The organism is Kitasatospora sp. P5_F3, assembly GCF_054049135.1.
Genome location: NZ_JBFUMY010000005.1, coordinates 159,075 through 184,476, shown reverse-complemented (window position 1 = coordinate 184,476; position 25,402 = coordinate 159,075). Strand labels below are relative to the sequence as shown.

The 25,402-nt window shown below is 71.7% G+C and carries 20 protein-coding genes; 15 read left to right on the top strand and 5 right to left on the bottom strand.

Going from position 1 to position 25,402, the window contains the following annotated elements:
- Positions 1–6: 6 nt before the first annotated feature.
- Together ACXJMZ_RS04130 and ACXJMZ_RS04125 are read left to right on the top strand one after the other, a co-directional pair.
- Positions 7–1,701 carry a hypothetical protein gene (locus ACXJMZ_RS04130; RefSeq protein ID WP_457028597.1) on the top strand — a complete coding sequence of 565 codons (1,695 nt, stop codon included), beginning with the start codon at positions 7–9 and terminating at the stop codon, positions 1,699–1,701.
- Positions 1,698–4,568, top strand: coding sequence for a bpX6 domain-containing protein (locus tag ACXJMZ_RS04125; protein ID WP_457028596.1), 2,871 nt, complete (start codon positions 1,698–1,700; stop codon positions 4,566–4,568). The genes ACXJMZ_RS04130 and ACXJMZ_RS04125 overlap by 4 nt, the downstream gene beginning before the upstream one ends.
- 14 nt (positions 4,569–4,582) lie before the next feature.
- Here ACXJMZ_RS04125 and ACXJMZ_RS04120 read toward each other — a convergent pair whose 3' ends face one another.
- From ACXJMZ_RS04120 to ACXJMZ_RS04105, 4 genes are all read right to left on the bottom strand, one after another.
- Positions 4,583–5,644 carry a LacI family DNA-binding transcriptional regulator gene (locus tag ACXJMZ_RS04120; protein WP_457028595.1) on the bottom strand — a complete coding sequence of 354 codons (1,062 nt, stop codon included), beginning with the start codon at positions 5,642–5,644 and terminating at the stop codon, positions 4,583–4,585.
- A 55-nt stretch (positions 5,645–5,699) separates the two neighbouring features.
- The gene (locus ACXJMZ_RS04115) at positions 5,700–6,236 is read right to left on the bottom strand and encodes a hypothetical protein (RefSeq protein WP_457028594.1); all 537 of its coding nucleotides are present in this window, start codon (positions 6,234–6,236) and stop codon (positions 5,700–5,702) included.
- A gap of 81 nt (positions 6,237–6,317) precedes the next feature.
- Positions 6,318–7,709 (bottom strand): DUF1996 domain-containing protein, encoded by a 1,392-nt coding sequence (locus tag ACXJMZ_RS04110; RefSeq protein ID WP_457028593.1) that lies wholly within the window; start codon positions 7,707–7,709, stop codon positions 6,318–6,320.
- 89 nt (positions 7,710–7,798) lie between these two features.
- Entirely contained in the window at positions 7,799–11,125 is a 3,327-nt protein-coding gene (locus ACXJMZ_RS04105) for a discoidin domain-containing protein (RefSeq protein ID WP_457028658.1), read from the bottom strand.
- 450 nt (positions 11,126–11,575) lie between these two features.
- On the opposite strand from ACXJMZ_RS04105, the gene ACXJMZ_RS04100 reads away from it, so the two are divergent.
- The 8 genes from ACXJMZ_RS04100 (at position 11,576) to ACXJMZ_RS04065 (ending at position 21,417) form a co-directional block, all read left to right on the top strand.
- Positions 11,576–12,865, top strand: coding sequence for an ABC transporter substrate-binding protein (locus ACXJMZ_RS04100; RefSeq protein ID WP_457028592.1), 1,290 nt, complete (start codon positions 11,576–11,578; stop codon positions 12,863–12,865).
- A gap of 89 nt (positions 12,866–12,954) precedes the next feature.
- Entirely contained in the window at positions 12,955–13,911 is a 957-nt protein-coding gene (locus tag ACXJMZ_RS04095; protein ID WP_457028591.1) for a carbohydrate ABC transporter permease, read from the top strand.
- Positions 13,908–14,750 (top strand): carbohydrate ABC transporter permease, encoded by an 843-nt coding sequence (locus tag ACXJMZ_RS04090; protein WP_457028590.1) that lies wholly within the window; start codon positions 13,908–13,910, stop codon positions 14,748–14,750. The genes ACXJMZ_RS04095 and ACXJMZ_RS04090 overlap by 4 nt, the downstream gene beginning before the upstream one ends.
- Complete coding sequence (locus ACXJMZ_RS04085; RefSeq protein ID WP_457028589.1) at positions 14,747–17,167, top strand: glycoside hydrolase family 3 C-terminal domain-containing protein; 2,421 nt, start codon at positions 14,747–14,749, stop codon at positions 17,165–17,167. The genes ACXJMZ_RS04090 and ACXJMZ_RS04085 overlap by 4 nt, the downstream gene beginning before the upstream one ends.
- Before the next feature lie 279 nt (positions 17,168–17,446).
- On the top strand, positions 17,447–18,592 hold the full coding sequence (locus tag ACXJMZ_RS04080) for an alpha/beta hydrolase family protein (protein ID WP_457028588.1): 1,146 nt from the start codon (positions 17,447–17,449) through the stop codon (positions 18,590–18,592).
- Positions 18,593–18,697: 105 nt separating this feature from the next.
- Positions 18,698–19,126: a GNAT family N-acetyltransferase gene (locus tag ACXJMZ_RS04075; RefSeq protein WP_457028587.1), complete on the top strand. Its 429-nt coding sequence runs from the start codon at positions 18,698–18,700 to the stop codon at positions 19,124–19,126.
- Positions 19,127–19,229: 103 nt separating this feature from the next.
- Positions 19,230–19,898 carry a class I SAM-dependent methyltransferase gene (locus tag ACXJMZ_RS04070; RefSeq protein ID WP_457028586.1) on the top strand — a complete coding sequence of 223 codons (669 nt, stop codon included), beginning with the start codon at positions 19,230–19,232 and terminating at the stop codon, positions 19,896–19,898.
- Between the two features lie 229 nt (positions 19,899–20,127).
- Positions 20,128–21,417 (top strand): ROK family protein, encoded by a 1,290-nt coding sequence (locus tag ACXJMZ_RS04065; RefSeq protein ID WP_457028585.1) that lies wholly within the window; start codon positions 20,128–20,130, stop codon positions 21,415–21,417.
- Here the strand turns inward: ACXJMZ_RS04065 and ACXJMZ_RS04060 are convergent.
- A complete protein-coding gene (locus tag ACXJMZ_RS04060) occupies positions 21,321–22,103 on the bottom strand; it encodes a GntR family transcriptional regulator (protein WP_457028584.1) in 783 nt (260 codons plus the stop codon). The genes ACXJMZ_RS04065 and ACXJMZ_RS04060 overlap by 97 nt on opposite strands.
- Before the next feature lie 244 nt (positions 22,104–22,347).
- On the opposite strand from ACXJMZ_RS04060, the gene ACXJMZ_RS04055 reads away from it, so the two are divergent.
- The 5 genes from ACXJMZ_RS04055 to ACXJMZ_RS04035 all read left to right on the top strand — a co-directional run bounded on the left by ACXJMZ_RS04055 (position 22,348) and on the right by ACXJMZ_RS04035 (position 25,342).
- Positions 22,348–23,148, top strand: coding sequence for an exodeoxyribonuclease III (locus tag ACXJMZ_RS04055; RefSeq protein WP_457028583.1), 801 nt, complete (start codon positions 22,348–22,350; stop codon positions 23,146–23,148).
- Between the two features lie 127 nt (positions 23,149–23,275).
- A complete protein-coding gene (locus ACXJMZ_RS04050) occupies positions 23,276–23,518 on the top strand; it encodes a hypothetical protein (RefSeq protein WP_457028582.1) in 243 nt (80 codons plus the stop codon).
- Positions 23,490–24,053 carry a DUF6879 family protein gene (locus ACXJMZ_RS04045; RefSeq protein ID WP_457028581.1) on the top strand — a complete coding sequence of 188 codons (564 nt, stop codon included), beginning with the start codon at positions 23,490–23,492 and terminating at the stop codon, positions 24,051–24,053. The genes ACXJMZ_RS04050 and ACXJMZ_RS04045 overlap by 29 nt, the downstream gene beginning before the upstream one ends.
- A 21-nt stretch (positions 24,054–24,074) precedes the next feature.
- A complete protein-coding gene (locus ACXJMZ_RS04040; protein ID WP_457028580.1) occupies positions 24,075–24,920 on the top strand; it encodes a helix-turn-helix domain-containing protein in 846 nt (281 codons plus the stop codon).
- 107 nt (positions 24,921–25,027) lie between these two features.
- On the top strand, positions 25,028–25,342 hold the full coding sequence (locus ACXJMZ_RS04035) for a hypothetical protein (protein ID WP_457028579.1): 315 nt from the start codon (positions 25,028–25,030) through the stop codon (positions 25,340–25,342).
- Positions 25,343–25,402 lie beyond the last annotated feature (60 nt).

Here is a 25,402-nt window from a genome sequence, read left to right as displayed (position 1 = left end):
CGGCCGGTGACGACCTCCCGACTGCCCGCCGCCCTCGCCCCGTGGGCCGCTGCCCTCTCGGCGATCTCGCCCGAACTCGCCGTCGCGCTGGGCCCGTTGCTGCGTCGCCTGGACGCCCTGGTCGGCGAGCGCGAGCCGGTGGCCGATGTCCACGGTGACCCCGACGGCCTCGGCGGGCTCGCCCGCTCGGGGCGGCCTGACCAGCTGCTGCCGTCCGAGTGGCTGCTCGCGGACGAGTACCCCGAGGAGTTCCTCCGCCGCCTGGTGGACGGTGAACTACTGCACCTGGCACCGGAGTTCAACAAGCCCACGGTGCGCGGCCGGATGGTCGCCCTGGTCGACGCCGGCCCCACCCAGGCAGGTGCCGGGCGGCTGGTCCAGCTCGCCGCGCTGCTCGTCCTGCACCGCCGGGCGGCTGCGCGCGGTACCGAGCTGGTCGTCGGCGTGCTCGGCAACCCGTCGGTCCGCCCGCTGACCGGTGACCTCGCCGAGCTGCTGCCGGCCTGGCTGGCCGCCCGCCGGCCCGCCGACCCGACGCCCTCGGACGTCGAACTCGCCCTTGCGGGCCTGGACGCTGCCGACCAGGCCTGGCTGCTGACCTCACCCCGGCTGGCCGAGCGGATCCCGCCCCGCCCCGGGGTCCTGACCAGCGAGCCCGCCCGCTGGTCAGCCGACGGCGCGACACACGTGACGATCAGGCTCGACGGTACGACGGCCGAACTCCCGCTGCCCGCAAGCCGGATCGCCGTCCGGGCGCTACGCGGGGCGGAGTTCCGCCGGGGCGGTCCGGTCGCCGTCGCCGCACCGGCCGACAACGCCGGGGAGGCAGGGCACCCGACCCTGCCCGTCTTCACCACCGAGGCCCGGACCCTGCTGGCCCGGGGAGAGCAGCCCACCACCCTGTTCTCCGTCAACCTGCCGAACCACGACAGCCGCGGCGGCGCCACCACCCTGCGGATGCACCGCCACGACCTGCCAGGACCGGTGCTCGCCGCCGGGCGAACCGGCCGCCGCCTGATCGTCCTGTGCGTCGAGGGCGACCGCCTCACCACCCATGTCATCGGCCGTCGGATCGGCGAGCCCGGCGCGAACACCGCCGACCTCGCGGCCTTCGGGGTCGAACCCGCCCTGTTGGCAGAGCTGTTCGCCGGTCCGGTGCTGCCGCTGCTGCGCCGGAGTGCGGATCTGGAGCTCCCGCTGGCCGGCCGCTGGTGGCGGATCAGGCCGGACGGCCGGGTCGCCGACGACGGCGCGGTCGGCCGGGGGACGCGTGGCCGCACGCCCTTCAACCGGTTCCGCGAGCCGAGGCTGTTCGACGGCCGGCTGCACGACGAAGCACGCGGCGTCCACCACTTCGTGCACAGCTGCGGCTCCCAGGCCTGGTCGCACGACAGTCGGACCTGGGAGGTGCGCACGGCGCAGGGCTCCGCGTTCCGCCTCGCGTTCTCCGAGCAGGCCGAGGTGATCGGCCTCGTCCACGGACCGCAGCCAACGCTGATCACCCTCAGCCGCGCCGGTCACCTGGTGCGCAGCGTCAACGCCGACGGTGTGCGGACGCTGACCCGCTTCTCCGGCGGCCCGGGCACGCCCACCGTGCACCCCAGCAGGCCGCTGATCGCCGCCGAGACCCAGCCCGGCCGGATCGTGATCGGCGACCTGACCACCGGCCGCATCCAGTTCCTGATCGGGGGCACCGAGTGAGCACCACCCAGGACGCGGCGTTCCGCGCCGCCGTCACCGCCACCGGGTTCGTCCTCGACGTACCCGTGATCGGCGCGGCCGAGGCCGCCGAGCGGGTGCTCGAGTCCTGGCAGGACGGCGCCGAACTGCGCCGACTGCCGGACGGTCGCTGGCTGTTCACCCTGGCAGCCGCTGTGGAGATCCGGGCCGACCGGGCTCCCGGGCTGCCCGTGGTGCGCACGGGTACGGGAGGGTCGGCCTCGCTCGGAGCCGACACCTCCCTGGCGATGTCCGGTCAACTCGCCCTCGCCTCGGGCGGCCTGACAACCACTCAGTCTGTCGCGGGGCTGGTCGAGTTGGACCCGTCCGACTGGCTCGACCTCTCCGGGCTCACGGTGCACCGCCCACGGCCGGTCGGCGCCGCCGCGCCCGAGGCCGCACCCGTCGTCGAGGCCCTGCCCGAGAAACCGCGCCCCGACCTGCGAGCGGCGGCCGGCATCGCGCCGCCGACGGAGCGGACCCGGCGGCTCACCGAGGACACCCCGGCGGCCTCCCGTCGCCGTCGGGCGTGGTTCCCGTCGCGACTGCGCCCGCCGGCCTGGCTCGGGCCGCTCGCCGTCAGCACGGTGGCGGCGCTGCTGGCCGGCCTGCTGCTGATCGCTTCCTCCGCCCGGGTGGGCCTCGATCACGACCCGCGCAGTTGGGTGCTGGGACTCGCACTCGCCGTCATCGTGGCGGTCGCCCGGTCCCGCAGAATTGCGCGGGTCGCCGCAGCCGCCCCGCCCGCGGCCGGCTCCGGCTCCGGTACCGCTGCCGAGGCTGCGTCCGGTCGCGCGAAACCGCGCCGACCGCTGTTCGGCCCACTGCTGGCCCGCCTGACGATGCGTACGGCGGGCAACCTGGTCCGCGGCCGACACGCGCGCTACCTGCGTGAGCTGACCAGGTCGTTCGAGCAGCGCCAATGGGACGATGCACTGCGGGACGCGATCCGGCTGGCGGACGAGCGGCCGGCGGGCCAGAAGTCCTGGCTCACCCTCGGCCTGCCCCGCCGCCACACGGGCGAGCTGCGCCCCACACCCCGGGCCGGCGAATCGAGCGCCTCGTCCCCGCTCTCCGGCCGCTCCGTGCACCAGCACCTCGCCGCGCTCTACCGCCGCGCCGCCGAGGACCTGGAGCGTGCGGGCCGGATCGACGAGGCCGCCTTCGTCCTCGCCGACCTGCTGGACGCTCCGGCCGAGGCGGTCGCGCTGCTGGCCCGGCACGGCCGGCCTGCGGCGGCGGCCGAACTGGCGGAGGGCCGGGAGCTCGCCGCCGACCTGGTGGTCCGCCTATGGTGGCAGGCGGGCGAGCGCGAGCGGGCCGTCCGGACGGCACACCGCCGGAGCGTCTTCGCCTCGGCCGTCGAACGCCTCTCGGCCGAAGACCCGGACGCCGCACGCGAGTTGCGGGCCGCCTGGGCGGCACACTGCCGGGACTCCGGCGACCGCCTGGGCGCTGCCGAGGTGCTCTGGCCGGACGAGTCCCTGCGCCCCTCGGCGGTCGCCGACCTGCGCGAAGCGGTCGCCCTCGGCGGGGCGACCCGCAGCCGCGCGCTGCCCTACCTGCTGGCGCTCGGCGCGGGGGATGCGACCCACGCGCTCGCCCTGGCCGTCCTCGACAGCGGGGGCGACCCGACCGTCACCGGGCGGTCGGTGCTGGCCGCCGGGCTGGCCCGACTCCCCGCCGCCGACCCGGCCGTGGACCGCGAACTCGCCACGGCGGCGGCCCGCGCGGTGGTCCGGGACGGCGGCTTCGGCGGCGACCTCAACGCGCGGGACACGCGCTCCAGCCACCAGCGGCTGCTGGGCCGGGCCGACCCGCTGGTGGTGGCCGACCTCGCCAAGCCGCACCGCCCGGCCCCGCACGGCGTGCGCGCCGCCGCCGTACACAGCGCCGCCGACCGCCCCGGCACGCTGCCGGTGCTGGACGCGGCGCTGCTGGGCTCCGGCGCCGTCCTGGTCGCCTGCGGCCAGGCGGGCGTCCACCTGCTCACCTCCGACGGCCGCACCAAGGCCCAATGGGACGTGCCCGCCGACCAGTTGGTGCTCGCCGACCACGGCGGCTCCGCACTCCTGGTGGCGGGCTACGGACAGACCAGGGAGATCACCCGACTGGATCTCGCCACCCGCACCATCCGCCCCTGGACGACGCTGCGCGCCCGGCAGATCACCGGCTCCTACGACGGCCGCCACCTGGTCACGGCCGACGGCGAGGGCATCGTGGTACTGGACACCCTCGCCCCCGGCCCCACCGTGGTCTGGCGCGAACTCGGCGGCCCCGAGCGGCTGGTGGGCACCGTCGCCCGCACGGCCGACAAGTGTTCGGCCGTCGTGGTCTCGCCGCTGCCCGACGGCCCACCGCTGGTCGAGCTCTGGCGCTGGGACCTGCCCGGTTGGGAGCTGCGCTCCCGGCTGGCGCTGGACTCGTTCCACCCCGACCACTGCGTGCCGCTCGCGAGTGCGGGGCTGCTCACCGCCGTACCACAAGCCGACGACGAGGTTGACGGGGCGTCGGACCGGACCGTCCTGAGCCTGGTCGCCGGGCTCCCGCCCACGCCCGCCGACGACGTCGCGGGCATCGCGCCGTCGGGCCCGATCGGCGACGGCGACCACTGGGCGCTCCCGGTGCCCGACCCGGCCGGCACCGGATTCCTGCTCCACACGGGCAGCGGCGCGCGCCCGGCCCCGACGGCCACCGTCCTGTTCCCGGGGGCCGACCTCCGCCACACCCCGGGCCTGCGGCGGCACGCCGACGCGGTCACCTACTGGCACCGCTCCGGCCGCATCCTCGCCACCACTCCGGACGGCGCCACCGTGCTCGCCAACCTACGCGTCACCGGCACCCGCTGACCGAACGGGCGCCGCTAGGCGGAGGCGCGCAGCACCAGCACCGGTTCGAACAGCACCGAGGTGGCCCGGGCCGTCGGCTCCGCCAGTTGGGAGAGCAGGATCCGGGTCATCTCGGCGGCCATCTCCTCGACCGGCTGACGGATCGTCGTGAGCAGCGGGCGGCCGACGGTGGCGGCACTGCTGTCGTCGAAGCCCACCACCGCGACGTCCTCCGGGACCCGGCGGCCGTGGTCGGCGAGCACCGACAGTGCGCCCCTGGCCATCAGGTCGTTCGCGGCGAACACCCCGTCCAGGTCCGGGTGTTCGGCCAGCAGCCGGGTCATCGCCTGCTCGCCGCCGAGCTGGGTGAAGTTGCCCTCGGCGGACGGTACGTACGGGTGGCCGCGCCTGGCCATCTCCTCCCGGAAGCCCGCCAGTCGGTCCCGACCGGCGGGGACTTCGGCCGGGCCCGCGATGGTGACGGACTGTCGGCTGCCCCGGCCGGCCAGGTGTTCGGCGGCCAGCCGGCCGCCGTCCCGGTTGGCCACGTCCACGCAGCTGAGCGGCAGCGGCTCGGCCGGGCGGCCGAACAGCACGGCGGGCAGTCCGGCCGCCAGCAGCAGGGCGGGCAGCGGGTCCCCGGCGTGGGTGGAGACCACCAGCGCACCGTCGGCATTGCCCTGGCGCAGGTAGCCGAGCACCTGCTCCCGGGCCGCCGGGTCGTCGGCGAGCATCAGCACGGGGTGCACGCCGAGCGGGCGGAGTGCGCTGAACACCCCGCTGACCACCCGGCCGAAGAACGGGTCGGTGAAGATCTGACTCCGGGTCGACTCCTCGTCGTCCACCGCGGCGCCCGTGCCCGAGACCACCAGGGCGACCGCCCCCGCCCGACGGGTGACCAGCGAGCGGGCGGCGCCGTTGGGCACGTACCCGGTGGCGGCGACCGCGTCCCGGACGGTCTGCTGGAGGTCCGGGTCGACGTTGCGGACGCCGTTGACCACCCGGGAGACGGTGGCACGGGAGACGCCCGCGACCCGGGCGACGTCCTCCAGGGTGGCCGTCTTCCGATCGGCCGCCGAGGGTAGGGCTCTGCTCATGGGGTCGTTTATAGCACGGCGAGAGAGCGCTCTCCCACTGCTCTCCGAACTCACGTCAGTACTCCACCCAACAGATCAGCACGGTCGTCGCCACGGTCAGCGCGACATTGGCCCGCGAGCGCGGCGGGGCCCCGAAGGTGGCGGGCAGTGCCGCGACGTCCACCGTCAGCACCGCGTTGTCCTTGCGCACCACCACCGAACCGTCGGCCCGGGCGAACGCTCCCTCCCCCATCCCGTCCACCACCGTGACCGGCCCCGCCACCGCCCGCTTCGCCTCGAAGAACGCACTGGTCGCGGCCGCGTCCGGCAGGTCCTTGACGGCCAGTCGGATGGTCGAGCCGTCGGGGTAGACGTAGTCGCAGGCATAGACCTGCTCGGCCCAGCTCGGCTGAAGCGGCGTCCGTGCGGCGACCCCGAGCGCGCCGGAGATGTGCTCGGCCGTCCGACCCGTGCAGACCAGCCTCGCCTCGTCGGACGGTCCCTTGCTCACCACCGCCGCCGGGGACACCGGCGCCTCCGGGGCGGCCCGCGCTCCCGCGCAACCGCTCACCGCCAGCGCGAGCACCAGCCCCCCGAAGATCCGACTCCTCATCTCAACTCCCCTACAACAGACGGACGATGCCGCGCCGGCGACCGCACGAACGGTCACCGGCGCGGCGCCGGAACGGTTCGGTCAGGGCAGTTGGTACTGCGCGTTGAGCGCGGCGCCCCGACCGGGCTGGGTCTCGTCGTAGCCGCGCGCGTCGCACTGGAGACCACCGATGACGCAGTGGTTCACCAGGGCGGCCAGCGTGGGCACGTCCCAGGCATTGAAGAAGTCGTAGTGGAAGGAGAAGCCCCGTCCACTCGACAGGTGCAGCTGGCTGAGGTCACCGCTGCCGGCCGGGAAGGCCATCTTGAACTCGATCATCGGCAGCGCCACCGGGTGCGAGGTGGGGCAGATACCGTTGATCGGGTACGCCATGTGGCTCTTGTGGTCCGGCGTGTCCAGGTACAGACCGTTCCAGCAACTCGGCGCCTGGTACCGCAGGTTGATCTGGGTGCCGGCCGGGCAGCTGACCGGCAGGTCGATGTTGCGGTAGCTGTCCCCGCACTCCCAGCCCGCCACGTAGCCCGGGTTGGTCGCGAACTCGGTCGCGGTCGCGCTGGGGCTGCCGACCACGAACCTCAGGCCCGGCGGGAACGGCCGCACGCTGGTGTAGTCGATCACCCCGGTCTTGTAGTAGATCACCTGCGGGCCGACCGGCTGGACCGGCGCGCTGCCGTTGTACATGGTCGGCATCCAGTAGCCCGACCGGTCCCCCGGCGCCACGCAGGAGGTCGAACCCGCCTGCAGCGAAGCCAGGGTGGAGTTGGCGTCCGTCACAGTGCTGCCCAGGAAGGTGTGCATGTGCGAGGCGCCGGCCTGGCCCGGGAAGACGATCGGGTCGTCCGGCAGATTCCGGGTCACCGAGCAGTTCGCCTGGAACTCGTGGAAGTACGCGTTCGGCGGCACCTTCGTGGAGGGACTCACACCGGTCACCTGCGGGTTGGCCAACACATAACCCGTGGTGCCGAGTTGGACCGATCCGAACACCTTGAACTCGTACAGCGAGTACCCGTACCCGGTGGCCCGGGCGGTGCCGAACAGCCGGAGGTACCGGCCGGTGGCCGCCAGGTTCACGGTCTGGCTGCCGCCGGTCGCGTTGGCGGTCGAGTACACCGTGCTCCAGTTGACGGCGTCCGGGGACACCTCCAGCCGGTAGCCGCTGGCGTACGCGACCTCCCAGAGCAGCTCGACCCGGCTGATCGAGGCGTTGCCGCCCAGGTCGATCCGGATCCACTGCGGGTCGCTCCACTCGCTGGCCCAGCGCGTGGAGTTGTCGCCGTCGACGACTGCCCCGGCCGGAGTCGAGGTGGTCTCGATCGAGGAGGCGACCACGGGCCGGGACTGCGAGATCAGGCTGTCCGCGGCGGTCGCCTGCTGGGTTGCGCTGCCCAGGCCGAGCAGCGAGAGCAGGATGGCGAACGAGGCCAGCAACGCTGTCCGGCGTGGTCTGCCTCGGGGGTGGTACCGAGTTCTCATCTGACCCTCCAGGTCAAACGAACGGGTGGGGGGATCACCCGGGGCCGAAGTCGAGGACCGGCCCCGGGAGTTCTGTGGTCCCTCGGGGCTCAGGAGTAGACGGCGAACTCGTAGAGCGAGTTGCCGTACGCGGTGCCCCGCTGGGTGATGTTCAGCCGCACGTAGCGGCCCGAGCCGGTGACGTCGAAGTCGTCCACGCCGCCGCTCCCGTTGCCGGTCGACCAGAGCGTGGTCCAGTTGGCGCCGTCGTTCGAGCTCTGCACCTGGTACGCCTTGCCGTAGGCGGCCTCCCAACCCAGCTGCACGTGCCGCAGGTTGGTCACCTGGCCCAGGTCGACCTGGAGCCACTGGCCGTCTGCCCACTCACTGGCCCACCGGCTGCCCCAGTTCCCGTCGGTAGCGTACGAGGGCAGGTACGGAGCGCCGTTGCCGACCGCCTGGTAGGTCGAGGCGGTGGTCGGCCTGCCGAGCGCGACGTTGGTCCCGCTCACCGGCGGGGCGACCACCCTGAACGACTTGGTCTCGATGCCGACGTTGCCGTGGCCGTCGTAGGCGTAGACGTAGACCTTCCAGACGCCCAGCGTCTTCGGCGCGGTGACGGTGAACCGGCCGTCGGCGGTCTGGGTGAAGCCCACCTGCTGGAAGCCGGTGCCGCCGCCCAGGTACTTGGCGCAGTACAGCAGTTGGTACCGGATCAGGTCCCCGTCCGGGTCGGTGGCGTTGGCCGCGATGGTGAAGGTGCCACCCGCCGGCACGGTCGCGGTGTTGCTCAGCGACAGGTCCGAGATCACCGGCGGCCGGTTGCTCCCCGGGTTGCCGCCGTAGCCGCTGGCCACCGAGTAGTAACTGAGCCGCTTCCAGCCGCTCGGCACGGTGTTGTACCAGACGCCGCCGAAGTCGTTCTCGGTGCCGTAGTGGAACACCGTCGCCCCGAGCGAGACCCCCGTATGGCCGCTGATGCAGGCCCAGTTGGCCAGGTACGCATCGCGCTTGGCGATGTCGCTGGGCTCGGTGGGCACGCCGTTGGCGTCGTTCGGGACCTCCCACTCACCGGCCTCGCCGGACTCGGTGATGATGTACGGCTTGGTGTAACCCCCGCTGATCCAGTCGGACTTGACGTTGCAGACCGAGCCGTAGGAGTTCACCGCGAGCAGGTCCAGGCTGGGCGTGTAGTCCTTGTAGTACTTCCACGCACCGGTCCAGGCGTCCGTCGAGGTGACCGGGTGGTCGGTGTCGATCGCGTGGATCGCCTTGGTGACCTCCTCCACGTACCTGGCGTAGGCGATCCGCTGCTGCTCGACCGTGGTGCCGTTGTAGGTGTGGTCCTGGGTGGTCAGCAGCACCTCGTTGCCGACATCCCACATCAGCACGCCCGGGTGGCTCTTGTAGGTGGTCACCCACTGCTTGATCTGGTCCAGCGTGCTGGTCTTGTAGGCGGTGTCGTTGACGTAGTCGGCGCCCTGGTTGAGCCAGAAGCCGTTCACCACCCTGAGGCCGTGCGCGGCGGCGGTGTCCAGCAGCGGCTTGCTGCCCGCGTCGGTGCCCCAGGTGCGCAAGGTGTTGACCCCCATCGACCTGAGGTCGCGGATGTAGGCGTCCGCCGCGCTGTTGGCGGGGCCCCAGGTGATGCCCTTGACCTGGTACGGCGCGCCGTTCACGGTGAGCTGCCAGTTGCCCTGACTTCCCGTCACCTTGACGGTGGAGGCGCCGGTGGGCACCGGCGGGTCGGTCAGCGGGGCGGGGGCGGTGCCGGTGGTCTGCGAGACGGTCACCTTGTCGATGCTCAGCGCGCCACCGGAGGAGGTGTCGGCGCCGGGCGAGGTACAGCCGCAGACCGCGTTCGGGAAGCCGCCGCCGATGCCGAGGTTGAAGACCAGGTAGAAGCCGTGCTGCACGGCGTTCCGCCAGGTGGCCACGCCGACCTGGGACTCCTTGACCCGCCAGACCTGCCGGCCGTCCAGGTACCAGCGGATCTCCTCGTCCGTGACGCTGCGGTCGATGATCGCCGAGTACGTGTGGTAGCCGGTCTGGCAGCCGGTGCAGCTCGCCAGGCCGCTGGTCATCCCGTTGTACTCGTTGCAGTTGCCGCCGGGAGCGGTGCCGCAGTGCAGGGTGGCGGAGAGCTGGCTGCGGCCGTTCACGTTCTCCAGCACGTCGATCTCGCCCGCGCCCGGCCAGGCCGTGAGGCTGGTCCGGTTGTCCGCGCCCATCAGCCTGAACGAGGGCCAGTAGCCCTGCCCGTTGGCCGGGTTGGGCTGCTTGACCGTGGTCGAGATCTGCAGCTGGCCACCCGCAGGAGCCGTGAAGTCCGAGCGGCGGCTCTCGATCCGGCCCGAGGTCCAGGCCGTGCCGTTGCGCAGCGCGGTCAGGTTGAGGTTCCCGGCACCGTCCAACCCGACGTTCCCGGGTGCGTTGGTGTCGGTCTGCACCTCACCGGTGCCCCAGTTGGCCGGTCCGCCAGGGTAGTTGGTGCCGGTCTGGACGATCCAGTCCGCCGCCGATGGGCCGGTGCCCGCCCCACCCGAGAAGTCCTCGTTCCACAGCGTGGTCCAGTTCCCGGGCGGCGGGGTGGTCGGAGTGGTCGGATCGGTGCCGGTGCGGACCTGCAGCTCCCAGAGCGAGTAGCCGTAACCCGTCCCGCGCACGGTGCCGTTCATCCGCACGTACCGCGCGGTACCCGCGACGCTCAGGGTCTCGGTGCCGCCCGCACCCGTCGTGGTCGAGTACGCCGTGGTCCAGCTCGCACCGTCCGTCGACAGCTGGATCTGGTACGCCTTGCCGTACGCCGGCTCCCACTGCAGGACCACCTGGCAGACCGGCTGGGCGGTACCCAAATCTACCTGGAGCCACTGCGGGTCCGAGTTCGAACTCGACCAGCGCGTACCGGCGTTGCCGTCCACCGCATTGGCCGCCGAGGTCCCGTAGTTCTCCTCGGACGAGGCCGTGGCGGCCTTCCCCTGCGCGGCGTTCGCGGCCCCGCAGCCGCCCGCACCGCCGGCCGTCCCGAAGACCTGGAACTCCCAGAGCGAGTAGCCGTACCCGGTGCCGCGCACCGTCCCGTTCATCCGGACATACCGCGCGGTACCCGCGACGCCCAGCGTCTCCGTCCCGCCCGCACCCGTCGTGGTCGAGTACACCGTGGTCCAGCTCGCCCCGTCCGTGGACAGCTGGATCTGGTACGCCTTGCCGTACGCCGACTCCCACTGCAGGACCACCTGGCTGACGGCGGCCACCGCACCCAGGTCGACCTGGAGCCACTGCGGGTCGGAGTTCGAACTCGACCAGCGCGTACCGGCGTTGCCGTCCACCGCGTTGGCGGCCGAGGTGCCGTAGTTCTCCTCCGAGGAGGCCGTCACGGCCTTGCCCTGGGAGAGCAGTGCGGGTGCGGCCTGGGCCGCCGTGGTCGGAAACAGCATCAGCAGCGCGGCGACCAGCGCCAGCGCGACCGGACCGGCCACCGAGCGCCATCGAGTGGGTGGCGAAGTGGATTGCTGGACAGTGGAGTTGAGCATGACGGGACTCTCCAAGGTGAGCAGTGCGGAAGGGGGGCACCCGCGCCGTCACCTACCGCCGGCTCCGAGGGGGTGGCCGGGCGACGGCAGGGCTGGGTCGGGCGTCCGCTGTGGGAGAGCGCTCTCCTGGCGTTGAGATGGTTGCGCGGGTGTTTCCGTTGTGTCAAGCACCTTGGCGCACTCGGTGCCTGACGCCGACTTCGACCGACCCCCTTGACTTCTCCCCCGGCCGGGTCCAGGCTCCAGCCTCACGGGAGAGCGCTCTCCCACTGCTCCGATCCGCCCGCCCGTGCCTCGGCCGACGCATCCCTCCACCGCCGTGCCCCGCCCGGCCGTCACCCAGGAGATCCACCCATGCCCAGCAGCTCCGCCAGACCCCGCCGCCTGGCCGCCGCCCTCGCACTCACCCTGCCCCTGATCGCCACCGGGTGCTCCAGCAGCGGCGGTTCGGCCTCGGACGACCCGAACGCCAAGATCACCCTCACCGTGAACCTGTTCTCCGACTTCGGGTACGCCGACCTGTACAAGCGCTATCAGGAGCTGCACCCGAACATCACCATCAAGGAGAACCGGGCCGATCTCGGCGCCCACCACCAGAACCTCCGGGCCCACCTGCTGGCCGGCTCCGGCTCCGCCGACATCGAGGGCATCGAGATCGGCCAGGTGGCCGGCTTCCAGCCGCAGGCCGACAAGTTCGTCAACTTCCTCTCGCACGGGGTGAGTCGCGAGCAGTGGGTGCCGTCCAAGACCGCGCCCGCCTCCAGTCAGAACGGCTCCGCACTGTTCGGTCTCGGGACCGACATGGGCGGTATGGCACTCTGCTACCGCACCGACCTGTTCCAGGCGGCCGGCCTGCCCACCGACCGCGACCAGGTCGCCGCCCTGATGGCCGACTGGCCCGCCTACACCGCCGCCGGCAAGCAGTTCCTCGCCAACAGCCCGAACAAGAAGGTCCGTTGGTTCGACAGCGCGGGCAACCTGTTCAGCGCCGTGATCGCGCAGGCACCGGTCGGCTTCTACGACGAGTCCGGCAAGCCCGTGGTGGAGAGCAACCCGGCCGTCAGGGCCGCCTTCGACTCGGTGGCCGCCGCCGTCCAGGACGGCCAGTCGGCAGCGATCCAGGCTTTCACCCCTGCCTGGGACACCGGCTTCCAGCAGAGCCAGTTCGCCACGGTGGCCTGCCCGGCCTGGATGAGCTACCAGTTCAAGGCCAACCCGCCCGCCGACGGCGGGAAGTGGGACCTGGCCCGGATCCCCGGCGGGGGCGGCAACTGGGGTGGCTCGTACCTGACCGTGCCCAAGCAGAGCAAGCACGCCACCGCCGCCGTCGAGCTGGCCAAGTGGCTGGCCGCGCCCGAGCAGGAGTCCTGGCTGTTCACCGAGAAGGGCTACTTCCCCTCCGACCAGGCGCTCTGGAGCCGGCCCGAGATCGCCGGGCACACCGACCCGCTGTTCAACAACGCGCCGACCGGCCGGATCTTCTCGCAGTCCGCCAAGGATCTGAAGCCGCAGCCGCTCGGCGCCCACGGCGCCGAGATCGGCACCGCCCTCGGCAACGCGCTGACCTCCGTCGAGCAGGGCAAGACCGACGCCGCCGGGGCCTGGAAGAAGGCCCTGGCCGACATCGCCAACATCACCGGCTGACCTCGCGTCACCTCCCCCCGAACCGCGGTACCGGCACCGGCCCTGACACCGGTGCCGGTACCGCCCAGCACCGTCAGGAGCACGKATCCATGGCAGTACCGGCCACCGCCGCCCGGCCSGGGCGCGCCCGGGCAAGACCGGCCAGCCGCCTCGACCGGGCAGTCTCGCCCTACCTCTACATCGCCCCGTTCTTCCTGGTCTTCGCCGTCTTCGGGCTCTTCCCGCTGCTCTACACCGGGTACGTCTCGCTCACCGGCTGGCGGGCGGATGTACCGGGCAGCGAGAGCCAGTGGGTGGGCCTGGAGAACTACCGCCGACTGCTCGACGACCCGTTCTTCCGCAACGCGCTCCGCAACACCCTGGGCATCGGCTTGCTGGCCACCGTCCCCCAACTGCTCTTCGCGCTCGGCCTGGCCCACCTGCTCAACCACCGACTGCGCGGCCGCACCCTGCTGCGCCTCGGTGTGCTGCTGCCCAACGTCACCTCGGTGGCCGCCGTCACGCTGATCTTCGTCCAACTCTTCGGCCGTGACTTCGGCCTGGTCAACTGGGTGCTCGGCCTGTTCGGCGTGGACCGGATCGACTGGCAGGCCGGCACCCTCTCCTCCTGGACGGCGATCGCCACCATCGTGACCTGGCGCTGGACGGGCTACAACGCGCTGATCTACCTCGCCGCCATGCAGTCGGTGCCGTACGAGCTGTACGAGGCGGCGGCGCTGGACGGGGCGAGCCGCTGGCGGCAGTTCCGCTCGCTCACCGTCCCGATGCTGCGGCCCACCATCCTGTTCACCGTGATCGTCTCCACCATCGGGGCTCTCCAACTCTTCGGCGAACCCCTGCTGTTCAGTCAGCAGCAGGACCCGGCCGGCGGCGGTTCCCAGCACCAGTTCCAGACCCTGGCGCTGTACTCCTACAGCCAGTTCTGGGGCCGGTTCAAGTACGGCTACGGCGCCGCCGTCTCCTGGGCGATGTTCCTGCTGATCGTGGGGATCGTCGCCGTCAACCTGCTCGCCGCCCGCCGCCTGAAAGGGGTCGACGCCGAATGATCCGCGCCGCCCGCAACCGTCAACTCGGCGCCGGGGCAGGGGTGTACGTCACCCTGGCCGTCGCGGTGCTGCTCTCGGTCTTCCCGCTGTACTGGACCGTGGTCGGCGCCTCCCGGAGCAACACCGAGATCAACTCGGTGCCGCCGGCGCTGCTGCCCGGTGGCAACCTGTTCCACAACATCGGCCGGGCCTTCGAGCAGACCGAGATGGGCCTGGCCCTGGCCAACTCCCTGCTGGTCTCCGGCACCGTGACCGTCTGCGTGGTGCTCACCTCCACGCTGGCCGGCTTCGCCTTCGCCAAACTCCGCTTCCCCGGCCGCAGTCCGCTGCTGGCCGCCGTGGTGGCGACCATGATGGTGCCGACCCAGCTCGGCATCATCCCGCTCTACATCATGATGGCCAACTGGTTCCACTGGGCCGACCACCTGCAGGCCCTGATCGTGCCCGCCCTCGCCAACGCCTTCGGCCTGTTCTTCATGCGGCAGTACCTGCTCGGCGCCGTTCCGGACGAACTGCTCGACGCCGCAAGGATCGACGGCTGCCGCACCTTCGGCCTCTACCGGCACGTGGTGCTGCCCGCCGCCCGGCCCGCGATGGCCGTGCTCGGCATGCTGACCTTCATGGCCACCTGGAACGACTTCTACTGGCCGACGGTCGTGATGACCCAGCAGAACCCGACCGTCCAGCTCACCCTCTCCGAGCTCGCCAGTGGCTACCTGCGGGACTACTCCCTCGTCCTCACCGGCGCCCTGGTCGCCGGCCTCCCCGTCATCGCGGCCTTCCTGGTGATGGGCCGTCACGTCATCGACGGGATCATGCAGGGAGCCGTGAAGGGATGACCACCATCGACCGTCTGCTCGCCGGCCTCGACCTCAAGCAGAAGGTCCGCCTGATCTCCGGCGGCGGCACCTTCCGTACCAGCCCCGAGCCCGATCTCGGCCTCGGCCCGCTGGTCACCTCGGACGGCCCCGTGGGTGTCCGGGGCGAGCGCTGGGACGAGACCGACACGGCACTGCTGCTGCCCTCCGCCACGGCGCTCGCGGCCAGTTGGGACGAGGAGCTGGTGACGGAACTCGGTGCGCTGCTGGCCGCCGAGGCCACCCGCAAGGGCGTCCACCTGCTGCTCGCCCCCACCCTCAACCTGCACCGCTCCCCGCTGGGCGGACGGCACTTCGAGTGCTTCTCCGAGGACCCGCTGCTCACCGGCCGGATCGGTGCCGCCTACATTCGCGGTGTCCAGAGTGGCGGGGTGGCGGCCACCGCCAAACACTACGTCGCCAACGACTCCGAGACCGAACGCCTCACCCTGGACGCGCGGGTGGACGAACGTACCCTGCGCGAGGTCTACCTGGCCCCGTTCGAGGCGGCGGTCGAGGCCGGGGTGTGGGCCGTGATGTCCGCCTACAACCGGGTCAACGGCGAGTCGATGAGCGAGAGTTCACTGCTCACCGAACCGCTCAAGGGCGAGTGGGGGTTCGACGGTCTGGTGGTCTCCGACTGGGGCGCGGTGCACTCCACCGAGGGACCTGGCGCGGCCGGGGTCGACCTCGCCATGCCTGGACCGAACGAGCACTGGGGCGATCGGCTGGTCGCCGCCGTCGAGTCCGGCCTGATACCGGAACAGGTAATCGACGAAAAGGTCCGCCGCTACCTCCGACTCGCCCACCGGGTCCGCGCGTTCGGCCCCTCCCCCGCGCCACGGCCCACCCCCACCGACCCGGCCACCCGGGGCCTGCTCCGACGGGCCGCCGCAGCCGGCGCGGTGCTGCTCCGCAACGAGGGCGGGCTGCTCCCGTTCGATCCGGCCCGGCTGCGGCGGATCGCCGTACTCGGCCCGAACGCCGCCACCGCCCGGGCCCAGGGCGGCGGCAGCGCCGAGGTCTTCCCGGTCGCCACCGTCTCCCCACTGGCCGGTCTGCGCGCCGCACTGCCGCCCGGGGTGGAGCTGTCCCACCTGCCGGGCGTACGCACCGGCACCCGGCCTACCCCGCTGGAGGCAGCCGACTGCCGCAACCCTCGGACCGGCGAACCCGGCCTGCTGGTGCGCTACTTGGACGCCCTGGAGGGTGAGCTCCACACCGAGCACCGGCTCAGCGGCCGAGTGCTCGAACCGTCCGTCGGGACGGACCTGACGACGGCCCGGACGGTCGAGATCAGCACCGTCTTCCGCCCGCCGGTCGGCGGTCGCTGGCGGCTCGGCGTGATCGGCCTCGGCCGGATCCTGCTCCGGGCCGACGACCGCACCCTGGTCGACGAGTACGTCGCTCCCGAGTCCGACGACCCGACCTACCTGCACGTCTCCCCGTCGTACCGGCAGGTGGAGCTGGACCTCCCGGCGGGCCGCGAGGTCACCCTGCTGGCCCGGCGCACCGTCGAGGCGGCGCACGGCCGGGCCCTCAGCCTGGCCGCCGACCCGCCCGGCGGCTCCGAGCCGGCGGCGGCGGTCGCGCTGGCCAGGGAGGCGGACGCGGTGGTGGTCGTGGTCGGCACCACGGAGGAGTACGAGTCCGAGGGCTTCGACCGCCCTGATCTCCGACTACCGGGCGAGCAGGACGAGTTGGTTGCGGCCGTGGCCGCCGCCAACCCGGCCACCGTGGTGGTGGTCAACTCCGGTGGGCCGGTGCTGATGCCGTGGCGCGAGCAGGTCGCGGCGGTTCTGCTGACCTGGTTCCCCGGGCAGGAGGGCGGCGACGCACTGGCCGAACTGCTGCTCGGCCGGGCCGAGCCAGGCGGTCGGCTGCCGACCACCTGGCCCGCCGGCGAGGCCGACGTCCCGGTGCTCGACACCCGTCCGGTCGACGGCGTGCTGGCCTACCGGGAAGGCCTCGACGTCGGCCACCGGGGCTGGCTCCGGACGGGGTCCGAGCCCGCGTACTGGTTCGGCCACGGCCTCGGGTACAGCAGTTGGGAGTATCTCGGTCTGGAGCTGCCCCGACAGGTCCTGCCCGGCGAGTCGTTCACCGCCGTGGTCACCGTGCGCAACACCGGCCTCCGCACCTCACGGGAGGTGGTGCAGCTCTACCTGGCCCGGCCCGACAGCGCCCTGCCGCGCCCGGTCCGCTGGCTGGCCGGCTTCGCCACCGTCACGGCTGCGCCGGGCGAACGGGTCGAGGTGACGGTGCGGGTGGCGCCCCGCGCGGTGCAGCACTGGTCGGTCGCCGACGGCGCCTGGCGCACCGAGCCGGGGAGCTTCACCGCAACGGCCGGGCCCTCCGCCGCGCAGCTGCCACTGTCGGGCACCCTCTCCGTGCACTAGGGCCGCACCCGGCAAGGTTTGCCCCGTCGCGTCGTTCGGTGCGTGCTCTCGGCGTGCCGGACGAAGGCCACTCGTAGCGGAGCTACTTGGGCCTTTGACCGGTGCGGCGAGAGTGCGTGCCGGGCGGCGCGACGGGGCAAACCTTGCCGGGTGCGGCCCTAGGGGGTAGCGGGGCTCCTTGTCCGCCCACAGGTGGACGAGGAGCCTCATCCGGTCGCATGACCCGCCTCCTCCGCTGAGTTGACGTTCCGTCAGATGGCCAAGCCTAGATTCGGAGGCATGAACAGACGCCTGACCGCCACCGCCGCCCTGCTCGCCGCTGCTCTCGCCCTGCCGCTGGCCCCGGGCGTCGCGGGCGTCGCCGCCGCTGCCCCGGCCACCGTTCAGCAGGCCCGCACGAAGCTCGAACTCCCGCACCCCACCGGCCGGTTCGCCGTAGGCCAGGACGTCCTGCACCTGGTGGACCGCAGCCGGGTCGACCACTGGGCGAAGTCGGGCCCGCGCGAGCTGATGGTCACCATGTACTACCCGGCCCGCCCCGGCACCGGCCACGCCGCAGGCTACCTCGGCACCGAAGAAGCCCGGTTGCTGCTGGCCGCCCGGCGCCTGGATCAGCTGGTCCGCGCCGACGTGCTGGCCCGCACCCGGGTCAGCTCCCGCGCCGACGCCCACCCGCTGGGCGGCCGGTACCCCCTGGTGGTGCTCTCCCCCGGCCTCGGGGTGCACCGGGCCGGCCTGGGCGCACTCGCCGAGGACCTGGCCTCCCGGGGCTACGTGGTGGCCTCCGTCGACCACGCCTACGAGAGCGTCGGCACGGCCTTCCCGGGCGGTCGGATGCTGGAGTGCCTGGCCTGCGAGCAGCTGGGCGAGGACGGACGCCCCGCAACCGACGGCCGGGCGGCCGACGTCTCGTTCCTGCTGGACCGGCTCACCGGGCGTCACCCGGCCTGGCGCAACGCCGAGTTGATCGACCGACAGCGGATCGCCATGGTCGGGCACTCGATCGGCGGAGCGGCGGCCGCCGCCACCATGGCAGCCGACCGCCGGGTCCGGGCCGGGATCGACCTGGACGGCAGTATCTGGTCCCCCGCCGATCTGGGCGGCCGCCCGTTCCTGCTCCTCGGCGCCGAGAGCTCGCGCCCCGGCGGTGACCCGACCTGGGATGCGAACTGGCCCCGGCTGGACGGCTGGAAGCGCTGGCTCACCGTCACCGGCTCGACCCACTTCAGCTTCACCGATCTCCCGGTACTCGGCGACCAGTTGGGCCTGCCCGACCCCACCTCCCCGCTCACCGGCGCCCGTTCCACCGAGCTGACCAGGCGCTACGTCGGTGCCTTCCTCGACCTGCATCTCAAGGGCCGCCCGCAGCCGCTGCTGGACGGTCCGTCAGCGGACGCTCCCGAAGTGCTGTTCCACCGGCCCTGACCGCCGCTCTCCTCCTGCGCGAACGCCCGCAGTACGCCCAAGCCGTCTCGCAGAGTGAGAAATCGCCTCGGCCGCGGCGGGCACCCGCTGCTAGAACATGACCCCATGGAGAACATCAAGATCCGCACCGCGACCCGATCCGAGGTGCCTGGCCTGCTGACCTTCTGGTCCCGGGCCGCCGAGGGCACCAGCATCACGGACGACGAGGCCGGCGTCGCGCGGCTGATCGAGCGTGACCCCGAGGCCCTGATCGTGGCGGAGCTGGACGGGCTGGTGGTCGGCACCGTGATCGCCGGCTGGGACGGCTGGCGGGCGTCGCTCTACCGACTCGCGGTGCTCCCCTCGCACCGGCGACAGGGCATCGCCAAGGCACTGCTGGCCGCCGCCGAGGACCGGTTCGTCACCCTCGGCGGCCGCCGGGGCGACGCCATGGTCCTGGAGGACAACGAGCGCGCCCACCACACCTGGGCCGCCGCAGGCTACGAACGCGAGGACCGCTGGCGCCGCTGGACCAAACCGCTGACCGCGAGCTGAGCCCGCCCGGCGCCACCTCGAAGGACGCGGCGGCTGACGCCCCGTCAGGTGGCGTAGGGTCTGGGGGCACCAGCGCCGGTCTGGTGCAGTGGGAAGGCAGAGCATGAGTTCAGCCGTTGTCGACACCGCAGCCCTCCAGGAGTTCGTCCGGGCGCAGACCCGGCTCGCCCCGGTACCCTTCGTGCCCGAAGTGCAGCTGCACCAGGCGGCCGAGGCCATCGGACTGTGGGAGCAGACCGAGCAGGCCAAGGGCGAGATCGGCCTGCCGCCACCGTTCTGGGGGTTCGCCTGGGCAGGTGGTCAGGCGCTGGCCCGGTACGTGCTGGACCACCCGGAGCTGGTAGCCGGGCGCAAGGTGCTGGATCTGGCGGCCGGTTCGGGGCTGGTCGCGGTCGCCGCCGCACTGCGTGGCGCGGCCGGGGTGACGGCGGTCGAGATCGACGCCTACGCGGTGGCCGCGATCCAGATCAACGCCGAGGCGAACGGCGTGGCCGTGGACGCCCGCTGCGAGAACCTGCTGGACGGCGACGGCGCACCGGCCGAGGTGGTGCTCGCCGGCGACGTGTTCTACGAACGCGCGATGGCCGAGCGGGTGCTGCCCTTCCTGACCCGGGCCGCCGCCAGGGGCGCGGTGGTCCTGATCGGCGACCCCGGCCGGGCGTACCTGCCCCGGGCGGCGTTCGGCTCGGTGGCCGTCTACCAGGTGCCGACGGCGGCCGACCTGGAGGACCGCCCGGTGAAGACCACGACGGTGTGGCGGCTGGGAGACTGACACCGCCGACCGGCGGGGCTACGTACCGTTTTCATACCGAACAGGTGATGAGCTGCGGAAACGCTCGCGGGTCGGTGGCCCGCCGAGTAGCATCCGGCTCACGCCCTCCGGCGCCCGTACCCCGTGTCGCGCTGCCCGGTCGGCTCATCACGCGGGGGCACGCACGAACGGCTCCGCGCACTCGGTACGCGCGCCACTGCTGTCGCGCGATCTGCGGAAGGGCAGCGACTTGGCGGATCGGCTCACCGGAGGAGACTCCTCGCTGCTGCGTCGGATCAACGCCGCGGTGACCCTGCGGGCACTCCGGGACGGACAGGCGGTCACCCTCACCCAACTGGTGGGCGACACCGGGCTCTCCCGGCCCACCGTCGAAGGCGTGATCGAGGGCCTGCTCGAGGCCGGACTCGTCGCCGAGGTCGAGCAGTCCCAGGACGGCGGCCGCCAGCGCGGTCGCCCCGCCCGCTGGTTCAGGTTCCGGGCGGAGGCCGGGCACATCCTCGGCATCGAGATCGGGGTCCACGAGATCCGGGTCATCCTGGCCGACCTGACCGGCAAGGTGCTCGGCAGTCACGCCAGAGCCGCGGCCGAGACCCTCGACCCGGAGGAGCGGCTCACCCTGACCCGCACCACCGTCGCCGAGGTGCTGCGCAAGGCCGGGGTCTCCCGGGACAGCCTCTGGGCGGTCGCGGTCGGTAGCCCCGGCATCGTCGACCGCGAGGGCACCGTCAAGCTCGGCACCGCGATGCCCGGCTGGACCGGACTCGACCTCGGCGCGCGGCTGCGCCGCTCGTTCCGGTGCCCGGTGATGATCGAGAACGACGCCAACCTGGCCGCCATCGCCGAACACTGGCAGGGCGCGGCAGTCGGCAAGGGCGACCTGGTCTTCGTGATGGCCGGGCTCAGCCCCGGCGCCGGTTCGCTGATCAACGGTCGGCTGCACCGGGGCTTCGGCGGCGCGGCGGGCGAGATCGGCGCCCTGCACCTGCTCGGCCAGGAAGCCACTCCCGAGCGCCTGCTCTCCACCACCGGGAAGCCGCTCGACCCGCTGGACGAGGCCGCGGTGGCCCGGGTGCTCCGGCTCGCCCGCGAGGGCGACCAGGTGGCCCAGGTCGCGATGGACCGATTCCTGCGCCGGCTGGTGCACGATGTCGCCGCGCTGGTGCTGGCCCTCGATCCGGAGATCGTGGTGGTCGGCGGCTGGGCGGCCGGTCTTGACGGCGTGTTGGAACCGCTGCGCGAACAGCTGGAGCTCTACTGCCTCCGGGCACCCGAGGTGGCGCTCGCCGCACTCGGCGAGGAGGTGGTGGCGATGGGCGCGCTGCGCGTCGCGCTGGACACCGTCGAGGAGCAGCTCTTCGCCGTGGACTCCCCTGGCGCCTCGGCCCGTCCGGGACCGGACGGATCGGGGGCACTGTCACGCTGTCAGGAGGCTGCGCCGACCGGCTGCTGGGCCTCGACCGGGGTGACCTCGACCAGACCGGTCTCACCGAAGGTGAGCTTGCAGGTGTCGGCCCGGTAGGTGGAGACGGCGACGGCGACCAGGCGGCCGGCCGAGGCGTACTGGCTGGTGACGATCAGCACCGGCGTGCCCGGCGGGCGCTCCAGCAGCGCGGCCTGGTCGGCCTCCGCGACGCCGAGCTCGACCGAACGCGACTCACCCTCGATGCCAAGCCGCTCCAGCCGACGGAGCACCGAACGGGCCGGCTCGCCCTCGCCGCCGACCACGTGCGGGACGGCGGGCAGCTGCGGCAGCACCGCATCCGGAACGTGCAGCGACTCGGTGGCCATGATCTGACCCTGCACCAGCCGCAGGCGGCGGACGGTGTGCACCGTCTCCCCCGGCGCGATGCCGAGCGCCAGCGCGATCTGCGCGGAGGCCGGGGCGCTCACGCAGTCGACGCTGCGCCAGGACTGGCTGCGGGCGGCGCCGGGCCAACCCTCCTCACGCCGGCTGACCGGGACGCCGACCCGGGGGGCGGCGATCAGGGTGCCGATGCCGCGGCGACGGACCAGGCGGCCCTCCAGCTCCAGCTGGTCGAGCGCCTGCCGCAGGGTGGCCCGGGCCACGCCGAACCTGGAGGCCAACTCCCGCTCGTTCGGGAGGATTTGACCGGTGGAGAACTCCGCGTCGATGGTGCGCACCAACACCGTGCGCAGGTGCCAGTACTTCGGCTCCGGTACTGCCGCGAGCTGTCCCTGCCCCACCGTGTCCTCCACCCTGAAGGACGCCGGGCCTGCCCCACGCCCGATGTTCCGGCAGGTGGGAGGGGCGGGCTTTATCCGTCCTTCTTTATTAAAGGTCTTTGCAGTAAGCAACCTAGGGGGTGGTCGCGGAGATGGTCAAGACCAATGGCGCCGCTTGACGACGGCCGAACAAGACTTCACAAACCGTTCACGACCCGAACCGGCCCGGCACGCCTCGGCCCGACCGGCCGGATACCCTTCTCCGGTGACGATCGTGACTTCGGTGAACGTGAACGGGATCAGGGCAGCCGCCAAGAAGGGCCTGCTGGAGTGGCTGGCGACCACCGAGGCGGACGTGATCTGCCTCCAGGAGGTACGCTCCGATCCCGGCCAACTGCCGCCCGAGCTACGCGACTTGACCGACTGGCACGCTGTCTGGGCACCGTCCGCCAGCAAGGGCCGGGCCGGCGTGGCGATCCTCTCCCGACAGGCACCCACTCGGACCGTGATTGGTTTCGGTTCGGCCGAATTCGACATTTCGGGCAGGTATGTCGAAATCGACCTGCCCGGCCTGACGGTCGCCAGCCTCTATCTCCCCTCCGGCGAGGTCGGCACCGAGCGCCAGGAAGAGAAGGAACGCTTCATGGCCGAGTTCCTGGTGCACCTCACCGAACTCCGCAAGCGCGCCGAAGCCGACGGCCGCGAGGTGATCGTCTGCGGCGACTGGAACATCGCCCACCGCGAAGCCGACCTGAAGAACTGGAAGGCCAACCAGAAGAGCGCCGGCTTCCTCCCCGAGGAGCGCGCCTGGCTCTCCCGCGTCCTCGACGAGGTCGGCTACGTCGACGTGGTCCGCGCCCTCCACCCCGACCAGGAGGGCCCCTACTCCTGGTGGTCCTACCGCGGCCGCGCCTTCGACAACGACTCGGGCTGGCGGATCGACTACCAGATCACCACCCCGGGCCTCGCCGCCCACGCCACCACCGCCGTGGTCGAACGCGCCACCGAGCACGCCGCCCGCTGGTCGGACCACGCGCCCGTGACCGTGGCGTACGACCACCCGTAGGACGCTCTGGCACGAAGTCCCCGGCCTGATGCCGGGGGCTTTGGCGTATCTGGCCGAAGTCCTGACACGAGGATCGCTCACGGAGCAGGATTCCAGCACTGCAACCGACTCGACTCGGGAGGGCCGTATGGCGCTGGAGTTCATCGCCAAGGATGAGAAGTCAGGGAACACCGGAAGCCCGACGTTGTGGGTGGATCCGGATACGGCGGACGTGATCGTTCAGGGGTGGAGGATCGACGACGCCACGGAAGCTGACTGCCTCAAGACCGGTAGCATCCCGGATCACGAAGCCGTGGTTCGTCTTCCGGCTCGCATGGTGACGGCACTTAGGGAGGCTTGCGATGCCGCAGAGCGAACCGGACTTCTTTGAACTGCTCCGCGCCGCTGAACACTCTGTCGTTCACCTTGAGTTGCGGGACTCCTACGCGGTCTCGGACGACATTGCGGACGAGGCCAAGGAGTTCAAGGCATGGCGGAACGGCCACGTGATCGACTGGTCCGACCGTTCGTCCTGGTGGAACTCCTTCCACACGGCCGTGATCGAGGCCGTGGGCCGGGGTGTGGTGATGCGCCGGGCCCGGGTCGTGTCCGAGCCGGTCACTGAGTACATCCGCTATGAGCACTACCTGACGACAGCCAACATCACCGCAGGAGAGCTGGTTCGCTGGCTTCCGCGCAGGCAAGCCACCGACATTGCGTTCCCCGGTAACGACTTCTGGTTGTTCGACGGCCAGGTACTGATCGTGAACCACTTCACCGGCGACGGCCAATGGGCCCAGCCTGCAATGGAGTTGTACGAGGACCAGGCGACGGCTGACCTTTGCGCTTCAGCCTTCGAAGCTGTCTGGGAACGTGCCGTCCCTCATGAGGACTACCAAGTCGCGGCAGAGGTCCAGCAGGCGTAGGCGGCTGGCCGACAGCACACCATGTCCTCTCCTCTGTCCAGTGCGCAGCAGGCGCGCAGAGAGATCGCTCAGAGGCTTCACGGCCTCCGACGTACTGCCGGGCTAAGCGGCAAGGAACTGGCCGAACGGTGCGGTTGGAACCAGGCCAAGACTTCCCGTATCGAGAACGCCCGGACCGTGCCCTCTGACAGTGATGTTCGGGCATGGTGTGCTGCCTGCCGGGTGCCGGAGCAGGCGGCTGATCTGATCGCCGCTACCCGGAACGCTGACGCCATGTATGTGGGCTGGCGCAGGCTGCACCAGTCCGGGATGCGCCGGAACCAGCAGGCCGACGTGCCGCTGTACGAGAGCACGCGGCAGTTCCATGTGTACCTGTCGAACGTCATGCCGGGCCTGACGCAGACTCAGGCGTATGGGGCTGCTCTCCTCCGGCTGATCACCGAGTTTCAGGGGACGCCGGACGACTCGGAGGCAGCGGCGGCGGCCCGGGTGGAGCGGAACCAGGTGATGCGCCGAGGTGATCACCGTTTCGCCCTGCTGATCGAGGAGCACGTCCTGTACCACCGGTACGGGGATCAGGACACGATGCAGGCCCAACTCGGCTACCTGCTACGGGCAATGGAGTTCCCTTCGGTCTCGATCGGTGTCATCCCGACCGCCGCGCAACGGCTCATGTGGGGCATTGAGACTTTCATGATCTTCGATGAATCGTTCGTTCAAGTGGAGACCTTGACCGCATTGATCAGCATTCGCACCCCTGTAGAGGTGCGGGCCTACGCGGCTGCCTTCTCGCGCCTGGCGGCCATGGCTGTGTTCGGTGCCAGTGCTCGGGCCCTGGTGAACCGGGCCGCTGACTCTCTCGGGTGATGCCGTGCATAGACGTGCATCGCACCTAGAGAGCCTGCCTCTCGCTTTCCTACCCTCGTACCACCGGATCAGGTAGCGGCGCAGCCGCATCAGGCTGAGGAGGCGTTGTGGACCTGCTGACCAGAGGCACCACCATCGGGTTCACGGTGTCGATCGAGGACGTAACCCATCCGGCAAGGTTCTCTCGGCTGGCGGATGCCCTCATAGCCCTGTGGGGCTCGCTCCGTGAGCTTCCGTTGGGTGCGACTCAGGCAGACGCCTACCAGGTGTATCTGACCGGCCCGGAGGCTGAGCAGCGGGTGGCAGAGCAGTTGGAGAGTTGTGGGGCTATCGCCTTGACGTTCGAGATGGCGGGCCGTAGCCACCTGGTCGAGATCGTGGCTGACAGCTCGAAGCGGTTTCCGTGGACGGTCCCAAGCTGACCCCATGGATTCCGGCTGCTGGTTCGAATGTGAACCCCATGATCTTGCAGAACGACGGAG